A 14926-nucleotide genomic window follows, 5' to 3' on the forward strand; every position below is an offset into this window, starting at 1 on the left:
CCCCCCGCGACCCGGACCGGAACGGCATGCCCTCCTTGCGTACGCTGCTGACCCTCCCCCGCATGCTCCGCCATGGCACCGCCGTCGGCGCCGGGCTGCCGCCGGACGAGGCCGTCGTGCTCGACGTGCCAGGCGCCCCGCTGCGCGCCGCGCTGGCCGCGGCGGGCGCAGGCGACCACGCCCCGGCCCGCGACGTGCTGTCGGCCACCCGGCTGGGCTGCGAGTGGGAGCGGCGGGACGTGTACGTGGCGGAGATGGCGCAGTTCGCGCTCCACAACCCCGGCTGGCTGGACGCCTGGCTCGCGGCCTCCCCCGATGACCCGGACGCGACGCTGGTCAAGGCCGATCTGTCCATCCTCCAGGCCTGGGAGATACGCAGCGGCGCCCGCGCCAAGGACGTCGAACCCGAGCAGTTCAAGGCCTTCTTCGCCTTGCTCAAGGACGCCGTCCCGGTGATCGGCAGCGCCGCCGAGCTCAACCCCTCCGACCCCGTGCCGTGGCGGATCGCCCTCACCCACGCCCGCGGCATCCAGGCCTCCCGCGAGATCTTCGACGCCTACTGGGCCGAGGCCGTCGAGCGCTCGCCGCACCACCACGGCTGCCACGCCACCGCGATGCAGTACCTGTGCGCGAAGTGGTACGGCTCCCACGAGGAGATGTTCGACTTCGCCGAGCACGCCGCCGAGGAGGCGCTGCCCGGCTCGAAGAACAACGCCCTGCCGCTGCTGGCCGCCGTGGAGTACGACATCGTCGCCGGCGGTGCCCCCGGCGACGGCGACGACGGCGAGGACGTCATCGACCCGGCCCGGGTCGCCGCCGCCGTCGACCGCGCCCTGGAGCTGTCCACCTGGTACGAGCCTGGCGACCCGGAGGCCGCGGGCTTCCGCAACCACCTGGCCCTCATGCTGCTGCGGGCGAGCCGCTGGGAGGAGGCGCTGGCCGTCTTCCGGGACATCGGCGTGCACGCCACGAGCCTCCCCTGGGTGTACCTGGGCGCCGACCCGCGCCAGGAGTTCCTCGACTTCCGCACCGGCGTGCGCATGCAGGTCGCCATCCGGACGCGGTTCTTCCACGCCCCGCCGCGGCCGCCGGTCCCGGCCAGTCCCCCGGAGTGGGCCCCGCGCGCCCTCGCGGTGGCCGCGGCACCACTGTCCGCCGTCGCCCAGGCCGCCCTGCTCTGCCGCACGAGCCTGCGCCTGGCGCCCGCCGGGGGGCGCTTCACCTACGTCGAGCTGACCGGCGAGGGCAGTCTCGCGGGCGTGGTCGACCTGTTCACGGCGGGCGAGAAGTGGCCGGCGGTCGTACTCCAGCGGTCCGGCGACCGGTACGGGATCACGCTCTCCTCCCGCGGCAGGAGACTGGCCGCCCACGAATGGGCGCCCGGCGCGCCGGTCCCCTCCCTCGACCGGGCCGGCTCCACCGCCGCCGCCCTCGCGGCCGCCTTCGGCATACCCGACGCCCGGCCCCTGACGTCCCTGCTGCGCGGCACGGACGGGCCCGCACGGCGGCTCGCGGACACCGCGGCGGCCCTGGGCCTGCCGGCCCTCCCGGAGGGCTTCGGGGACCACCCCGGTGTCCTCGACGGGCTGCCCGGCGCGCAGATACTGGCGCAGCGGGGCTTCCTGACCGGCGTCAAGGACTCGCTCGCCACGGACGAGAGCGCCCTGTCCTTCCCGGCCCCGGGCACCCCCGTCCGGCTGCCGTACCGCTGGTGGCTGCTGCGCGCCCTCTACCTGTTCTTCCTGCTGCCGGGCGCCGCCTTCACCTGGTACAGCGCCTTCCACGGCCACCCGCGCCCCGTCCCGCTCGTGGTGACGTCCCTCGGTGCGGCCTACGTCCTCGCCCAGGTCGTCGTGGCCCTGCGGCGCCGCTGAGCGGTCCGCCCTGACCCCGGGGTACGTGCCCCAGCGGGTCCGCTGTCGCCGATCGCGCAGCCCCCGTACGCCGCCCCGCGACGGGTCCACTGTGACTGAGCGCACAGTTCCCCGCGCCCCTACGGCAAACGAAACCCCGCCGAGCCCCACGGCACGAAGCCCGCCCCAGCCGACACCCCGCGCACCCACTACCAGGCCCCCGCCCCCGTACGCCGCCCCGCGACGGGTCCACTGTGACTGAGCGCACAGTTCCCCGCGCCCCTACGGGGCCGGGGCCGGGTCCCCCGGGGGTGTCGCCGGGGCGCAGGGGAGGGTGCGCATGTTGCGGGCCTCGCGGCTGCGCGCCGCGAGGAGTTCGTCCGCGGGGTAGCCGACCTCTTCCAGGGTCAGCCCGTGCGGCCGCACGACGTTGACCGCCGAGTGCCGCACCCGCCCGGCAAGCACCTCGCCGGGGAAGCCCTCCGCACGGTGGCCGTCACCGACCAGCAGCATGGCCCCGACCAGGGCGCGCACCATGTTGTGGCAGAACGCGTCCGCGCGGACGGTCGCGACGGCCACTCCGGAGGGGTCCCGCTCCCAGTGCAGTTCCAGCAGGGTGCGGATGGTCGTCGCGCCCTCGCGCTTCTTGCAGTACGCGGCGAAGTCGTGCTCCCCGAGCAGCCTGTCGGCGGCCGCGTTCATGAGGTCGACGTCGACCGGCCGGTCGTGCCACAGCACATGTCCCCGCAGCAGCGGGTCGACACCGCCCTGGTGGTCGCCGACCCGGTAGGCGTAGCGCCGCCAGACCGCGGAGAAGCGCGCGTTGAAGCCCGTCGGTGCCTGTCCGACCCGCCACACCCGTACGTCCCAGGGCAGCCGCCCGGCCAGCCGCCGCAGCAGCTTGTCACCCTCCCGGGCCCACACGTCCTGCGGCAGGTCGACGTGCGCGACCTGTCCCCGTGCGTGCACGCCCGCGTCCGTGCGCCCGGCGACGGTCAGATCGACCGGATCGGGCAGCCGCAGCACGGTCTGGAGGGCCGACTCCAGCTCACCCTGCACGGTCCGCCGGCTGCGCTGCTTCGCCCAGCCGGAGAACTCCGCGCCGTCGTACGCCAGGTCCAGCCGCACCCGGACAAAGCCGGGAGCCACCTCGTCACTCACCCGTCACTCCACTAGTCCCTCAAAGGAAACGGGCCCGCCCCCAGGAATCTGGGGGCGGGCCCGTCCGAGTACGCCTTACGCGTCCTTGGACTCCTCGGCCGGAGCCTCGGCCTTGTCCTCGACCTCGGCGGGAGCCTCGGTCTTGGTCTCGGCCTCCTTGACCGCGCGCTTCGTCGCGGCCTCCGCCTCACCGGTGGCCTGCTGGGCCACGGTCAGCGCCTCCACCAGCTCGATGACCGCCATCGGCGCGTTGTCGCCGCGACGGTTACCGATCTTGGTGATGCGGGTGTAGCCACCCGGGCGGTTCTCGTACCGCGGGGCGATCTCGGTGAAGAGCGTGTGGACGATGCTCTTGTCCGTGATCGTCTGCAGCACCAGGCGACGGTTGTGGATGTCGGCCTTCTTCGCCTTGGTGATCAGGCGCTCCGCGACCGGACGCAGACGACGCGCCTTGGCCTCGGTGGTGGTGATGCGACCGTGCTCGAACAGCGACTTCGCGAGGTTCGCGAGAAGCAGACGCTCGTGCGCGGCGCTGCCGCCCAGACGGGCACCCTTGGCGGGCTTCGGCATGGTGTTTCTCCTCAATCTCTGCACCGGCCGTGTCAGGTACCGGTGTCAGGGCCCCCCAAGCGGGCGCCTGGGGGCAGTCAGATCAGTACTGCTCGGTCTCGACGAAGCCGGCGTCGACGTCGTCGTCCGCGCCGAAGGCGTCGGCGGCGGCGGTCGGGTCGAATCCGGGCGGGCTGTCCTTGAGGGCCAGGCCCATGCCGGCCAGCTTCGCCTTGACCTCGTCGATCGACTTCGCACCGAAGTTGCGGATGTCGAGCAGGTCGGCCTCGGAGCGCGCCACGAGCTCACCCACGGAGTGGATGCCCTCGCGCTTGAGGCAGTTGTAGGAACGGACGGTGAGCTCGAGCTCCTCGATGGGGAGCGCGAGATCGGCCGCCAGGGCGGCGTCCGTCGGGGACGGGCCCATGTCGATGCCCTCGGCGTCGACGTTCAGCTCGCGGGCGAGACCGAACAGCTCGACGAGGGTCTTGCCCGCCGAGGCCACGGCGTCACGGGGACGCATGGCCGGCTTGGTCTCGACGTCGACGATCAGCTTGTCGAAGTCGGTGCGCTGCTCGACACGGGTCGCCTCGACCTTGTAGCTGACCTTGAGCACCGGGCTGTAGATGGAGTCGACCGGGATGCGGCCGATCTCCTGGCCCTGCTGCTTGTTCTGGACGGCGGAGACGTAGCCGCGACCGCGCTCGACGGTCAGCTCCATCTCCAGCTTGCCCTTGCCGTTCAACGTGGCCAGGACGAGGTCGGGGTTGTGCACCTCGACACCGGCCGGAGGCGCGATGTCGGCGGCGGTGACCACACCCGGGCCCTGCTTGCGCAGGTACATCACGACCGGCTCGTCGTGCTCCGAGGAGACGACCAGCTGCTTGATGTTGAGGATGAGGTCGGTGACGTCCTCCTTGACGCCCGGCACGGTGGTGAACTCGTGCAGGACACCGTCGACCCGGATCGAGGTGACGGCGGCACCCGGGATCGAGGAGAGGAGCGTGCGGCGGAGCGAGTTGCCGAGGGTGTAGCCGAAGCCCGGCTCCAGCGGCTCGATCACGAACCGGGAGCGGAATTCGTCGACGACCTCTTCGGTCAACGAGGGGCGCTGAGCGATCAGCATGGATAAAGCCTTCCAGTCATCGGCACCCGCTATTTGATGCCGAGCCGCCGGGCGTCAGCCCGATATCGATACTGCAAGGGTACGGGCGGTGCGGCGCGAGAGCGCCGCACCGCCCGTACCCTGAGCGCTGCTGCTTCGAGCAGAGCCCGAGATCAGCCGACGCGAGGCGTCGGCACACCACTGGTCAGACGCGCCGGCGCTTCGGCGGGCGGCATCCGTTGTGGGGGGTCGGCGTGACGTCCTGGATCGAGCCCACCTCCAGGCCGGTGGCCTGGAGCGAGCGGATCGCGGTCTCACGGCCGGAGCCGGGGCCCTTGACGAACACATCGACCTTGCGCATGCCGTGCTCCTGCGCGCGACGCGCGGCCGACTCGGCGGCCATCTGCGCGGCGAACGGGGTCGACTTGCGCGAGCCCTTGAAGCCGACGTGGCCGGCAGAGGCCCAGGAGATCACGTTGCCGGACGGGTCCGTGATCGAAACGATGGTGTTGTTGAACGTGCTCTTGATGTGGGCGTGCCCATGAGCGACGTTCTTCTTTTCCTTGCGGCGCACTTTCTTGGCGCCGGCCTGACGGCCCTTCGGAGGCATATGTGGTTACTCCCGGTGGAGGTGGTCGGTCCTACAGCGAAGACCGCTGACGAGCGTCCGCTGAGGACTACTTCTTGCCCGGCTTCTTCTTACCGGCGATGGCGCGACGCGGGCCCTTGCGGGTGCGGGCGTTGGTGTGGGTGCGCTGGCCGTGGACCGGCAGCCCACGGCGGTGGCGCAGGCCCTGGTAGCAGCCGATCTCGACCTTGCGACGAATGTCCGCCTGGATCTCGCGACGGAGGTCACCCTCGGTCTTGATGTTGGCGTCCACGTACTCGCGGATCTTGACCAGGTCCTCTTCGTCCAGGTCGCGAACGCGGGCGTTCGGGTTCACGCCCGTGGCGGCGAGGGTCTCCTGGGCCAAGGTGCGGCCGATACCGAAGACGTAGGTGAGGGCAACCTCCACGCGCTTTTCGCGCGGGATGTCAACACCTGAAACGCGTGCCATTCAATGGCTCCTGTTGGTGTTCGGGGGTCTTCCGCAGCACCACTCCTGACCGCCGTACGAGGTACGGATCAGGTCCCCGGCCCCCGGCCGGAGGTGCCGTCAGCCGCGATCGGCTCAACGGATGCTGCCTGTGTGCGAATTGATTGCGTCGCGCGAAGAACTGCGAAATGCAGGTCGGTGTGCGTCAGCCCTGGCGCTGCTTGTGGCGCAGGTTGTCGCAGATGACCATGACCCGGCCGTGACGGCGGATCACTTTGCACTTGTCGCAGATCTTCTTGACGCTCGGCTTGACCTTCATGGGATGTCAGGTTCTCCGGGTCGTGAGATCTACTTGTAGCGGTAGACGATCCGTCCGCGCGTGAGGTCGTACGGAGACAGCTCCACAACGACTCGGTCATCGGGAAGGATGCGGATGTAGTGCATCCGCATCTTGCCGCTGATGTGCGCGAGGACCTTGTGACCGTTCTGGAGTTCCACCTTGAACATAGCGTTCGGCAGAGACTCGATCACGGTGCCCTCGATCTCGATGGCGCCTTGCTTCTTGGCCATGTCCTGCTTTCGGGATCGACTACCTTGGTCGGCTTTTGGCATGCCTAAAGACATACGTGGGCCGACGTGTCAGTCTACGGCAGGCATCCACGAAAGACGAATCCGGTGTGTATGCCCCCGGATGAAGATCGTTAAGCCAGCGGGTCGGGCGCTGCGGTGACGCCGTACTCCGCCAGTTTGGCCTTGCCGCCGTCCTCGGCGGTGAGGACCAGGGGGCCCTCCTCGGTCAGCGCGACCGAGTGCTCCCAGTGCGAGGCCCAGGTGCCGTCGGTGGTGACCACGGTCCACTGGTCCTGGAGCACCCGCGTGTGCGGGGTGCCCAGGCTGACCATCGGCTCGATGGCGAGGCACATGCCCGGCACCAGCTTGGGCCCGCGGCCCCGGCCGCGCTCGACATAGTTCAGCACGTGCGGCTCCATGTGCATGGCCGAGCCGATGCCGTGGCCGCCGTATCCCTCGACGATCCCGTACTTGCCCTTGGGGGGCAGCGGCTGCCGGCGGATGTAGGACTCCACCCCGCGGCTGATGTCCTGAAGCCGGTTGTTCTTCTTCACCTGGGCGATACCGGACCACATCGAGCCCTCGGTGGTCGTGCTGAGCTGCAGCAGCTCCGGGGCCACCGCACCGACCGGGACGGTGATCGCGGCGTCGCCGTGCCAGCCGTCGATGATCGCCCCGCAGTCGATGGAGATCAGGTCGCCCTCCTCCAGCACCCGCCCGCCGGGGATGCCGTGCACGACCTCGTCGTTCACCGACGCGCAGATCACACCGGGGAAGTACAGACCGCCGTGGTCGGCCTTGAAGTTGGAGGTGGCGCCGTGGTCGGCGATCACCTTGGCCGCGATCTCGTCCAGGTCGCCGGTGCTCACTCCCGGCGCGACCGCGTCGCGGCACGCCGCGAGCGCCGCCGCGACGACCAGCCCCGCGGCGCGCATCTTCGCGATCTGCTCGGGGGTCTTGATCTCCACCATCGGCTCTCGCCTTCCTCAGTGCAGCGGTTAGCTCAACGGTACGGCCGCGGCATCCTCCCGGACACCGCGGCCGTAACGGACTTCGACGTGTTCAGGCGGCGCTGTCGCCCGTGGCCCTCTTGACGCCCAGGGCTTCCATCGCCCGCTGGGTGACCTCGGAGACCTTGCCCAGAGCCGAGATCGTGCGGACCAGGCCCTGCTGCTTGTAGTAGTCGACGATCGGCTCGGTCTTGCTGTGGTACTCCTCGAGCCGAACCCGGACCTTCTCCTCGGTGTCGTCCGAGCGCTGGTAGAGCTCACCACCGCACTCGTCGCAGACACCCTCGACGGCCGGAGGGTTGTAGACCACGTGGAAGACGTGGCTGCCGTCCTTGCGGCACAGCCGGCGACCGGCGATCCGCTTGACGACCTCTTCCTCCGGGACCTCCAGGTCCAGGACCGCGTCCAGCGCTATCCCGTTCTCGCTGAGGATCGTGTCGAGCGCCTGGGCCTGGCCGACGTTCCGCGGGAAGCCGTCCAGCAGGAAGCCGTTCGAGGCGTCCGGCTGGAGCATGCGGTCCTTGGCCATGCCGATGGTGATCTCGTCGGGAACCAGCCGGCCGGCGTCCATGTACTCCTGGGCCTTGCGGCCCAGCTCCGTGCCCTGGCTGATGTTCGCCCGGAAGAGGTCGCCCGTGGAAATGTGCGGGATCGACAGGTTCCTGGCAAGGTACGCGGCCTGCGTACCCTTGCCGGCCCCGGGGGGCCCGACGAGGACAATGCGCATCAGCGGAGGAACCCTTCGTAGTTACGCTGCTGAAGCTGGCTCTCGATCTGCTTCACGGTTTCCAGGCCGACACCCACGATGATCAGGATGCTCGTCCCGCCGAACGGGAAGTTCTGGTTCGCGTTGAACAGCACCAGCGCCACAGTGGGCACCAGGGCGATCAGACCCAGGTACATCGCTCCCGGCCACGTGATGCGGTTGAGCACGTAGCTGAGGTACTCCGCGGTGGGTCGACCAGCCCGGATGCCCGGGATGAACCCACCATACTTCTTCATGTTGTCCGCGACTTCCTCGGGGTTGAACGAGATGGCCACGTAGAAGAAGGCGAAGAAGACGATCAGCAGGAAGTACGTCGCGATGTAGATCGGGTGATCGCCCTTGACCAGGTTGTCCCTGACCCAGTTTGCCCACGTAGAGGTGGATCCACTGAACTGGACGACCAGTGACGGGATGTACAGGAGCGATGACGCGAAGATGACGGGAATCACACCCGCCTGGTTCACCTTCAGCGGGATGTAGGTGGACGTACCGCCGTAGGAACGGCGGCCGATCATGCGCTTGGCGTACTGCACGGGGATCCGGCGCTGCGCCTGCTCCACGAAGACCACCAGGGCGACCATCGCCAGGCCGACGAGGATGACCCCGCCGAACTCGACCCAGCCACCCGCGATCTTGCCGGACTTCTTGATCGCCCAGAGGGCGCCGGGGAAGCCGGCCGCGATGGACAGGAACATCAGGATCGACATGCCGTTGCCGATGCCGCGGTCGGTGATCAGCTCGCCCAGCCACATGATGAACGCGGTGCCCGCGGTCATCGTGATGACCATCGTGATGGTCGTGAAGATCGACTGGTTCGGGACGATGCTGAAGCGCTCGGTGCATCCCTGGAACAGGCTGCCGGAGCGTGCGGTCGCCACCAGGCCCGTGCCCTGCAGGACCGCGAGGGCCACCGTCAGGTAACGGGTGTACTGCGTGATCTTGGTCTGGCCGGCCTGACCCTCCTTCTTGAGGGCCTCGAGCCGGGGGATGACCACGGTCAGCAGCTGCAGGATGATGCTCGCCGTGATGTACGGCATGATCCCGAGCGCGAAGATGGTCAGCTGAAGGAGCGCGCCGCCGCTGAAGAGGTTCACCAGGCCGAAGAGACCCTGGCTACCCTGCACCTCCTTGATGCACTGGTTCACGACCTGGTAGTCGATCCCCGGGATCGGGATGTGCGCACCCAGCCGGAACAGCACCATGATGCCCAGCGTGAACAGCAGCTTTTTGCGCAGGTCGGGCGTCCTGAACGCCCGGGCGAACGCGGTGAGCACGGTGCCTCCTGCGCCCCCCGCTTCTTGGGCGGGAGGTAACGGTTGAACAGCAACGAATACGAGTGAGATCCCAGACCCGCGTCAGCACACAGGCTTCACGAGACTAGCAGCGTCGCCCACCTTACCGGGGCAGGACCACCGCTTGGAATGAACAACCGGGGATGCTCCGCACAATGTGCGGAACATCCCCGGTCGGGAGTGCCATCACTCTCAGACGAGCTCGGTGACCGAGCCGCCCGCAGCAGTGATCTTCTCCTTGGCGGAGCCGGAGACCGCGTCAACGGTCACCTGCAGCGCCACGGAGACCTCGCCGGCGCCGAGCACCTTGACGAGCTGGTTCTTGCGCACCGCGCCCTTGGCGACCAGATCGGCCACCGTGACCTCGCCACCCTCGGGGTAGAGCGAGGCCAGCTTGTCCAGGTTCACGACCTGGAACTCGGTGCGGAAGGGGTTCTTGAAGCCCTTGAGCTTCGGCAGACGCATGTGGAGGGGCATCTGCCCACCCTCGAAGCGCGCCGGAACCTGGTAACGGGCCTTGGTGCCCTTGGTACCACGACCGGCCGTCTTGCCCTTGGACGCCTCACCACGACCCACACGGGTCTTGGCGGTCTTGGCGCCGGGGGCCGGACGGAGGTTGTGGACCTTCAGCGGATTCGACGTGTTGTCGGTTCCCATGTCAGTCAACCTCCTCGACCGTGACGAGGTGGCGGACGGTCTGGACCATGCCGCGGATCTCCGGGCGGTCCTCCTTGACCACAACGTCGTTCAGCCGCTTCAGGCCGAGCGAACGCAGGGTGTCACGGTGGTTCTGCTTGCTACCGATGTACGACTTGACCTGCGTGACCTTGAGGCGAGCCATTACGCACCCACCCCAGCACGCGCCCGGAGCAGAGCCGCGGGAGCCACGTCCTCGAGGGGCAGGCCACGACGGGCGGCGATCTCCTCGGGGCGCTGAAGGCCCTGGAGAGCGGCCACCGTGGCGTGCACGATGTTGATCGCGTTGTCGGAGCCGAGCGACTTCGACAGAACGTCGTGGATGCCGGCGCACTCCAGAACGGCGCGCACCGGACCACCGGCGATCACACCCGTACCGGGGGAAGCAGGCTTGAGCAGGACAACGCCCGCGGCCTTCTCGCCCTGGATGGGGTGGGGGATGGTGCCCTGGATGCGGGGGACCTTGAAGAAGTGCTTCTTGGCCTCCTCAACACCCTTGGCGATGGCGGCCGGCACCTCCTTGGCCTTGCCGTAACCGACACCCACGGTGCCGTCACCGTCGCCCACCACGACCAGCGCGGTGAAGCTGAAGCGACGACCACCCTTCACAACCTTGGCGACGCGGTTGATCGCGACAACGCGCTCAACGTACGCGGTCTTCTCGGCAGCAGCTGCGCCGCCGTCACGGCCCTTCCGGTCCCGCCGCTCGCCGCCACCGGCACCGCCACCGCGGCGCTGGGGTCCAGCCATTGGATTACCTCTCTCTGTTTCCGCTAGCTACGGAACCGGCTCAGAAACCGAGCCCGGCTTCGCGGGCGGCGTCGGCAAGGGCGGCAATGCGCCCGGCGTACCGGTTGCCACCACGGTCGAACACGACGGTCTCGACACCGGCCACCTTGGCGCGCTCGGCGACCAGCTGGCCGACCTTCTTCGCCTGCTCGGTCTTGTCGCCCTCGACACCACGAACCGAGGTGTCCAGGTGCGACGCCGAGGCCAGCGTGTGGCCCTTGAGGTCGTCGATGACCTGCGCCGTGATACCGCGGTTGGACCGGGTCACGACCAGGCGCGGACGCGCCTCGGTGCCCGAGACACGCTTGCGGACCCGGACGTGGCGGCGCTTCTTGGCGGCGCCCTTGTAAGCGTCGCCCTTGGCGATCTTCACACCGTATGCCATGGCTTACTTACCAGCCTTTCCGACCTTGCGGCGGATGACTTCGCCCTCGTACTTGACGCCCTTGGCCTTGTACGGGTCGGGCTTCCGCAGCTTGCGGATGTTCGCGGCGACCTCGCCGACCTTCTGCTTGTCGATACCCTCGACCGAGAACCGGGTCGGGTTCTCGACCTTGAAGGAGATGCCCTCGGGCGCCTCGACAAGGATCGGGTGGCTGTAGCCCAGGGCGAACTCCAGGTTGGAGCCCTTCGCCTGGACGCGGTAGCCAACACCGCTGATCTCGAGCTTCTTCACGTAGCCCGCGGTCACGCCGGTGATCATGTTCGCCACCAGCGTGCGGGACAGGCCGTGCAGAGCCTTGTTCTGACGCTCGTCGTTCGGGCGCGACACCTGCAGGGTGCCGTCCTCGCCCTTGGCGATGTCGATCGGCGCGGCAACGGTGTGGGTCAGGGAACCCTTGGGGCCCTTCACCGAGACCGTCCGGCCATCGATGGTGACGTCCACGCCGGCGGGAACCGGGATGGGCAGCCGTCCAATTCGCGACATGGCTTTACCTCCGTTTCCCGACTACCAGACGTAGGCGAGGACTTCCCCACCCACGCCCTTCTTGTTCGCCTGCTTGTCGGTGAGGAGCCCGTGGGAGGTGGAGATGATCGCCACGCCCAGGCCGCCGAGCACCTTCGGCAGGTTGGTGGACTTTGCGTAGACCCGCAGACCGGGCTTGCTGATGCGCTTGATGCCGGCGATCGAGCGCTCGCGGTTCGGACCGAACTTCAGCTCGAGAACGAGGTTCTTGCCGACCTCGGCGTCCTCGACCTTCCAGCCGGTGATGTAACCCTCCTGCTGGAGGATTTCCGCGATGTGCGACTTGATCTTGCTGAACGGCATGGTGACATCGTCGTGATACGCGGAGTTCGCGTTCCGCAGACGCGTCAGCATGTCTGCGATCGGGTCAGTCATGGTCATGTGATGGCCTTAGGCCTCTCTCGCCGGGGTTTCCTATATGCGCCATCCCTCTCCCCCATCAGACTGGGGGCGGGTGCGGCGCGGGGACCTACGGCGTAGTAAGACGGTCATGGGCGGCGAGCGCCCAACCCTTCTACCTTACGGTATGCGGGGCTGGGCTCCCGCCGTCCTTGATGCTCACCGAGAGTCCGGCACAACCCAGGAGGGTTGTTACCAGGAGCTCTTGGTCACGCCCGGCAGCTCACCGCGGTGTGCCATCTCACGAAGGCACACGCGGCAGAGGCCGAACTTGCGGTACACGGAGTGCGGACGGCCACAACGCTGGCAGCGCGTGTAACCACGCACGCCGAACTTGGGCTTGCGGGCGGCCTTCGCGATAAGAGCCTTCTTCGCCACGGCTCACGCCTCCTTGAACGGGAAGCCGAGGTGACGAAGGAGCGCGCGGCCCTCAGCGTCGTTGGTCGCCGTGGTCACCACGGTGATGTCCATACCCCGGACACGGTCGATCTTGTCCTGGTCGATCTCGTGGAACATGACCTGCTCCGTGAGACCGAAGGTGTAGTTGCCGCGGCCGTCGAACTGCTTCGGCGAAAGACCCCGGAAGTCGCGGATACGCGGAAGCGCGAGCGACAGCAGGCGGTCAAGGAATTCCCACATGCGGTCACCGCGGAGGGTGACGTGGGCGCCGATCGGCTGACCCTCGCGCAGCTTGAACTGCGCGATGGACTTCCGGGCCTTGGTGACGGCCGGCTTCTGGCCGGTGATCGTGGTGAGGTCGCGGATCGCGCCCTCGATCAGCTTGGAGTCGCGGGCGGCGTCGCCCACACCCATGTTGACCACGATCTTGGTGAGACCGGGGATCTGCATGACGTTCTCGTACTGGAACTCGTCACGCATCTTGCCCGCGATCTCTTCGCGGTAGCGCGCCTTCAGACGCGGCTTCACGTGCGTCGTGTCGGTGGTCGTCATCAGATGTCCTCACCGGTCCGCTTGGCAACGCGGATCTTGTTGCCCTCGTCGTCGAACCGGTAGCCGACGCGGGTCACGACCTTGTTTCCGTCCTTCTCCACGACCAGCTGGACGTTGGAGACGTGGACGGGGGCCTCGGTCGTGATGATGCCGCCGGTCTTCGAACCGCGGTCCGTCTGACCGGCCTTCGTGTGCTTCTTGACCCGGTTGACGCCCTCGACCAGGACACGGTCCTCAGTGGGGTAGGCCGCGATGACCTTGCCCTGCTTGCCCTTGTCCTTACCGGTGATGACCTGGACCAGGTCGCCCTTCTTGATCTTCATCGGTTACAGCACCTCCGGCGCGAGCGAGATGATCTTCATGAACTTCTTCTCGCGCAGCTCCCGGCCCACCGGGCCGAAGATACGGGTGCCGCGGGGGTCACCGTCGTTCTTGAGGATGACGGCCGCGTTCTCGTCGAAGCGGATGTACGAGCCGTCGGCACGGCGGCGCTCCTTGACGGTGCGCACGACGACCGCCTTGACGACGTCGCCCTTCTTCACATTGCCACCGGGGATCGCGTCCTTGACGGTGGCGACGATGACATCACCGATTCCCGCGTAGCGGCGACCTGAGCCGCCGAGCACACGGATGCAAAGGATTTCCTTCGCACCAGTGTTGTCGGCGATGCGGAGTCGCGACTCCTGCTGGATCACGTCTATCTCCTGATCGTCTGCCGGTTCCCGCAGGATCCTTGCGGATCACCCTGCGAGCCTGGCGGAACCGTCCTGCGGGATGTTCCCCGCAGGAATTGCTGGCCGGCTCCGGACCGGCCGCGTGCGATCACGCGGCCGGTCCGGCTGCCCGGCGTGTTACTTGGCCTTCTCCAGGACCTCGACGACGCGCCAGCGCTTGGTCGCGGACAGCGGCCGGGTCTCCATGAGGAGGACACGGTCGCCGACGCCCGCGGCGTTCTGCTCGTCGTGCGCCTTGAGCTTGTTGGTGCGGCGGATGACCTTGCCGTAGAGGGCGTGCTTCACACGGTCCTCGACGGCGACCACAACGGTCTTGTCCATCTTGTCGCTCACCACGAGGCCCTCACGGGTCTTGCGGTCGCCGCGCTGCTCGCTGCTCTCAGTCACATTCTTCTCGCTCATCAGGCGTTCTCCACCGTCTCGATGCCGAGCTCACGCTCACGCATGAGGGTGTAGATCCGGGCGATGTCCTTGCGGACGATCTTCAGCCGGGAGTTGTTCTCGAGCTGTCCGGTGGCCCCCTGGAAACGGAGGTTGAACAGCTCCTCCTTGGCCTCACGCAGCTTGCCGACGAGTTCCTCGTCACCCAGCTGACGCAGCTCGGTCGCCTTGGTACCGGCCGCCATCACAGCTCACCTGCCTCGCGCCGGACGATCCGGCACTTCATCGGAAGCTTGTGGGCGGCTCGGGTGAGCGCCTCACGCGCAACCTTCTCGTTCGGGAAGGACAGCTCGAACATCACCCGACCGGGCTTGACGTTCGCGATCCACCACTCCGGGGAGCCCTTGCCGGAACCCATGCGGGTTTCGGCCGGCTTCTTCGTGAGGGGACGGTCCGGGTAGATGTTGATCCAGACCTTGCCGCCACGGCGGATGTGACGGGTGATGGCGATACGAGCGGACTCGATCTGCCGGTTCGTCACATAGGCCGAAGTCAGCGCCTGGATGCCGTACTCACCGAACGCCAGCTCGGTGCCACCCTTGGCCATGCCATCGCGGTTGGGGTGGTGCTGCTTGCGGTGCTTGACCCGACGGGGGATCAGCATGG

The 14926-nt window shown here is 68.0% G+C and carries 24 protein-coding genes; 1 reads left to right on the plus strand and 23 read right to left on the minus strand.

Translation table 11 applies throughout. The annotated features are described in order from the left end of the window. Window positions 1-26: 26 nt before the first annotated feature. Window positions 27-1874: a hypothetical protein gene (locus RV983_RS15500; protein ID WP_475986386.1), complete on the plus strand. Its 1848-nt coding sequence runs from the start codon at window positions 27-29 to the stop codon at window positions 1872-1874. 261 nt (window positions 1875-2135) lie between these two features. Here the strand turns inward: RV983_RS15500 and truA are convergent, their stop codons facing one another. The 23 genes from truA to rplP all read right to left on the minus strand — a co-directional run bounded on the left by truA (window position 2136) and on the right by rplP (window position 14924). Beyond that, entirely contained in the window at window positions 2136-3014 is an 879-nt protein-coding gene (gene truA / locus RV983_RS15505; protein WP_475986387.1) for a tRNA pseudouridine(38-40) synthase TruA, read from the minus strand. A 75-nt stretch (window positions 3015-3089) separates the two neighbouring features. Next, window positions 3090-3584: a 50S ribosomal protein L17 gene (rplQ, locus tag RV983_RS15510; protein ID WP_475986388.1), complete on the minus strand. Its 495-nt coding sequence runs from the start codon at window positions 3582-3584 to the stop codon at window positions 3090-3092. A gap of 82 nt (window positions 3585-3666) precedes the next feature. Beyond that, the gene (locus tag RV983_RS15515; protein WP_475986389.1) at window positions 3667-4689 is read right to left on the minus strand and encodes a DNA-directed RNA polymerase subunit alpha; all 1023 of its coding nucleotides are present in this window, start codon (window positions 4687-4689) and stop codon (window positions 3667-3669) included. A 184-nt stretch (window positions 4690-4873) separates the two neighbouring features. Beyond that, window positions 4874-5278 (minus strand): 30S ribosomal protein S11, encoded by a 405-nt coding sequence (rpsK, locus tag RV983_RS15520; RefSeq protein ID WP_018558890.1) that lies wholly within the window; start codon window positions 5276-5278, stop codon window positions 4874-4876. 67 nt (window positions 5279-5345) lie between these two features. Next, window positions 5346-5726, minus strand: coding sequence for a 30S ribosomal protein S13 (rpsM, locus tag RV983_RS15525; RefSeq protein ID WP_389254277.1), 381 nt, complete (start codon window positions 5724-5726; stop codon window positions 5346-5348). A gap of 184 nt (window positions 5727-5910) precedes the next feature. Further along, a complete protein-coding gene (gene rpmJ, locus RV983_RS15530) occupies window positions 5911-6024 on the minus strand; it encodes a 50S ribosomal protein L36 (RefSeq protein WP_003956441.1) in 114 nt (37 codons plus the stop codon). 29 nt (window positions 6025-6053) lie between these two features. Continuing rightward, window positions 6054-6275, minus strand: coding sequence for a translation initiation factor IF-1 (gene infA / locus RV983_RS15535; protein WP_003956442.1), 222 nt, complete (start codon window positions 6273-6275; stop codon window positions 6054-6056). A 131-nt stretch (window positions 6276-6406) separates the two neighbouring features. Then, on the minus strand, window positions 6407-7246 hold the full coding sequence (map, locus tag RV983_RS15540; protein WP_475986390.1) for a type I methionyl aminopeptidase: 840 nt from the start codon (window positions 7244-7246) through the stop codon (window positions 6407-6409). A gap of 91 nt (window positions 7247-7337) precedes the next feature. Further along, entirely contained in the window at window positions 7338-8012 is a 675-nt protein-coding gene (locus RV983_RS15545) for an adenylate kinase (RefSeq protein ID WP_475986391.1), read from the minus strand. Beyond that, window positions 8012-9325, minus strand: a complete 1314-nt coding sequence (gene secY, locus RV983_RS15550) for a preprotein translocase subunit SecY (RefSeq protein ID WP_475986392.1) — start codon at window positions 9323-9325, stop codon at window positions 8012-8014. The genes RV983_RS15545 and secY overlap by 1 nt, the downstream gene beginning before the upstream one ends. A gap of 210 nt (window positions 9326-9535) precedes the next feature. Continuing rightward, on the minus strand, window positions 9536-10000 hold the full coding sequence (gene rplO, locus RV983_RS15555; RefSeq protein WP_475986393.1) for a 50S ribosomal protein L15: 465 nt from the start codon (window positions 9998-10000) through the stop codon (window positions 9536-9538). A gap of 1 nt (window position 10001) precedes the next feature. After that, the gene (gene rpmD / locus RV983_RS15560; RefSeq protein ID WP_087927574.1) at window positions 10002-10184 is read right to left on the minus strand and encodes a 50S ribosomal protein L30; all 183 of its coding nucleotides are present in this window, start codon (window positions 10182-10184) and stop codon (window positions 10002-10004) included. Next, window positions 10184-10789 (minus strand): 30S ribosomal protein S5, encoded by a 606-nt coding sequence (gene rpsE / locus RV983_RS15565; RefSeq protein WP_319658494.1) that lies wholly within the window; start codon window positions 10787-10789, stop codon window positions 10184-10186. Before rpsE ends, rpmD begins: the two co-directional genes overlap by 1 nt. Before the next feature lie 40 nt (window positions 10790-10829). After that, window positions 10830-11213: a 50S ribosomal protein L18 gene (rplR, locus tag RV983_RS15570; RefSeq protein WP_475986394.1), complete on the minus strand. Its 384-nt coding sequence runs from the start codon at window positions 11211-11213 to the stop codon at window positions 10830-10832. Between the two features lie 3 nt (window positions 11214-11216). Next, a complete protein-coding gene (rplF, locus tag RV983_RS15575) occupies window positions 11217-11756 on the minus strand; it encodes a 50S ribosomal protein L6 (RefSeq protein WP_401596924.1) in 540 nt (179 codons plus the stop codon). 21 nt (window positions 11757-11777) lie between these two features. After that, entirely contained in the window at window positions 11778-12176 is a 399-nt protein-coding gene (gene rpsH / locus RV983_RS15580) for a 30S ribosomal protein S8 (protein WP_319658491.1), read from the minus strand. 210 nt (window positions 12177-12386) lie between these two features. Beyond that, window positions 12387-12572: a type Z 30S ribosomal protein S14 gene (locus tag RV983_RS15585; protein WP_003948630.1), complete on the minus strand. Its 186-nt coding sequence runs from the start codon at window positions 12570-12572 to the stop codon at window positions 12387-12389. A 3-nt stretch (window positions 12573-12575) separates the two neighbouring features. After that, window positions 12576-13145, minus strand: coding sequence for a 50S ribosomal protein L5 (gene rplE, locus RV983_RS15590; protein WP_319658490.1), 570 nt, complete (start codon window positions 13143-13145; stop codon window positions 12576-12578). Beyond that, window positions 13145-13468 (minus strand): 50S ribosomal protein L24, encoded by a 324-nt coding sequence (gene rplX, locus RV983_RS15595; protein ID WP_360902495.1) that lies wholly within the window; start codon window positions 13466-13468, stop codon window positions 13145-13147. Before rplX ends, rplE begins: the two co-directional genes overlap by 1 nt. Before the next feature lie 3 nt (window positions 13469-13471). After that, window positions 13472-13840, minus strand: a complete 369-nt coding sequence (gene rplN / locus RV983_RS15600) for a 50S ribosomal protein L14 (protein WP_360902498.1) — start codon at window positions 13838-13840, stop codon at window positions 13472-13474. 156 nt (window positions 13841-13996) lie between these two features. Further along, window positions 13997-14281, minus strand: coding sequence for a 30S ribosomal protein S17 (gene rpsQ, locus RV983_RS15605; protein ID WP_475986395.1), 285 nt, complete (start codon window positions 14279-14281; stop codon window positions 13997-13999). Next, window positions 14281-14505 carry a 50S ribosomal protein L29 gene (gene rpmC, locus RV983_RS15610; RefSeq protein WP_475986396.1) on the minus strand — a complete coding sequence of 75 codons (225 nt, stop codon included), beginning with the start codon at window positions 14503-14505 and terminating at the stop codon, window positions 14281-14283. Before rpmC ends, rpsQ begins: the two co-directional genes overlap by 1 nt. Then, a complete protein-coding gene (gene rplP / locus RV983_RS15615; protein ID WP_475986397.1) occupies window positions 14505-14924 on the minus strand; it encodes a 50S ribosomal protein L16 in 420 nt (139 codons plus the stop codon). The genes rpmC and rplP overlap by 1 nt, the downstream gene beginning before the upstream one ends. Window positions 14925-14926: the final 2 nt, after the last annotated feature.

Source organism: Streptomyces sp. RLA123, from assembly GCF_056270165.1.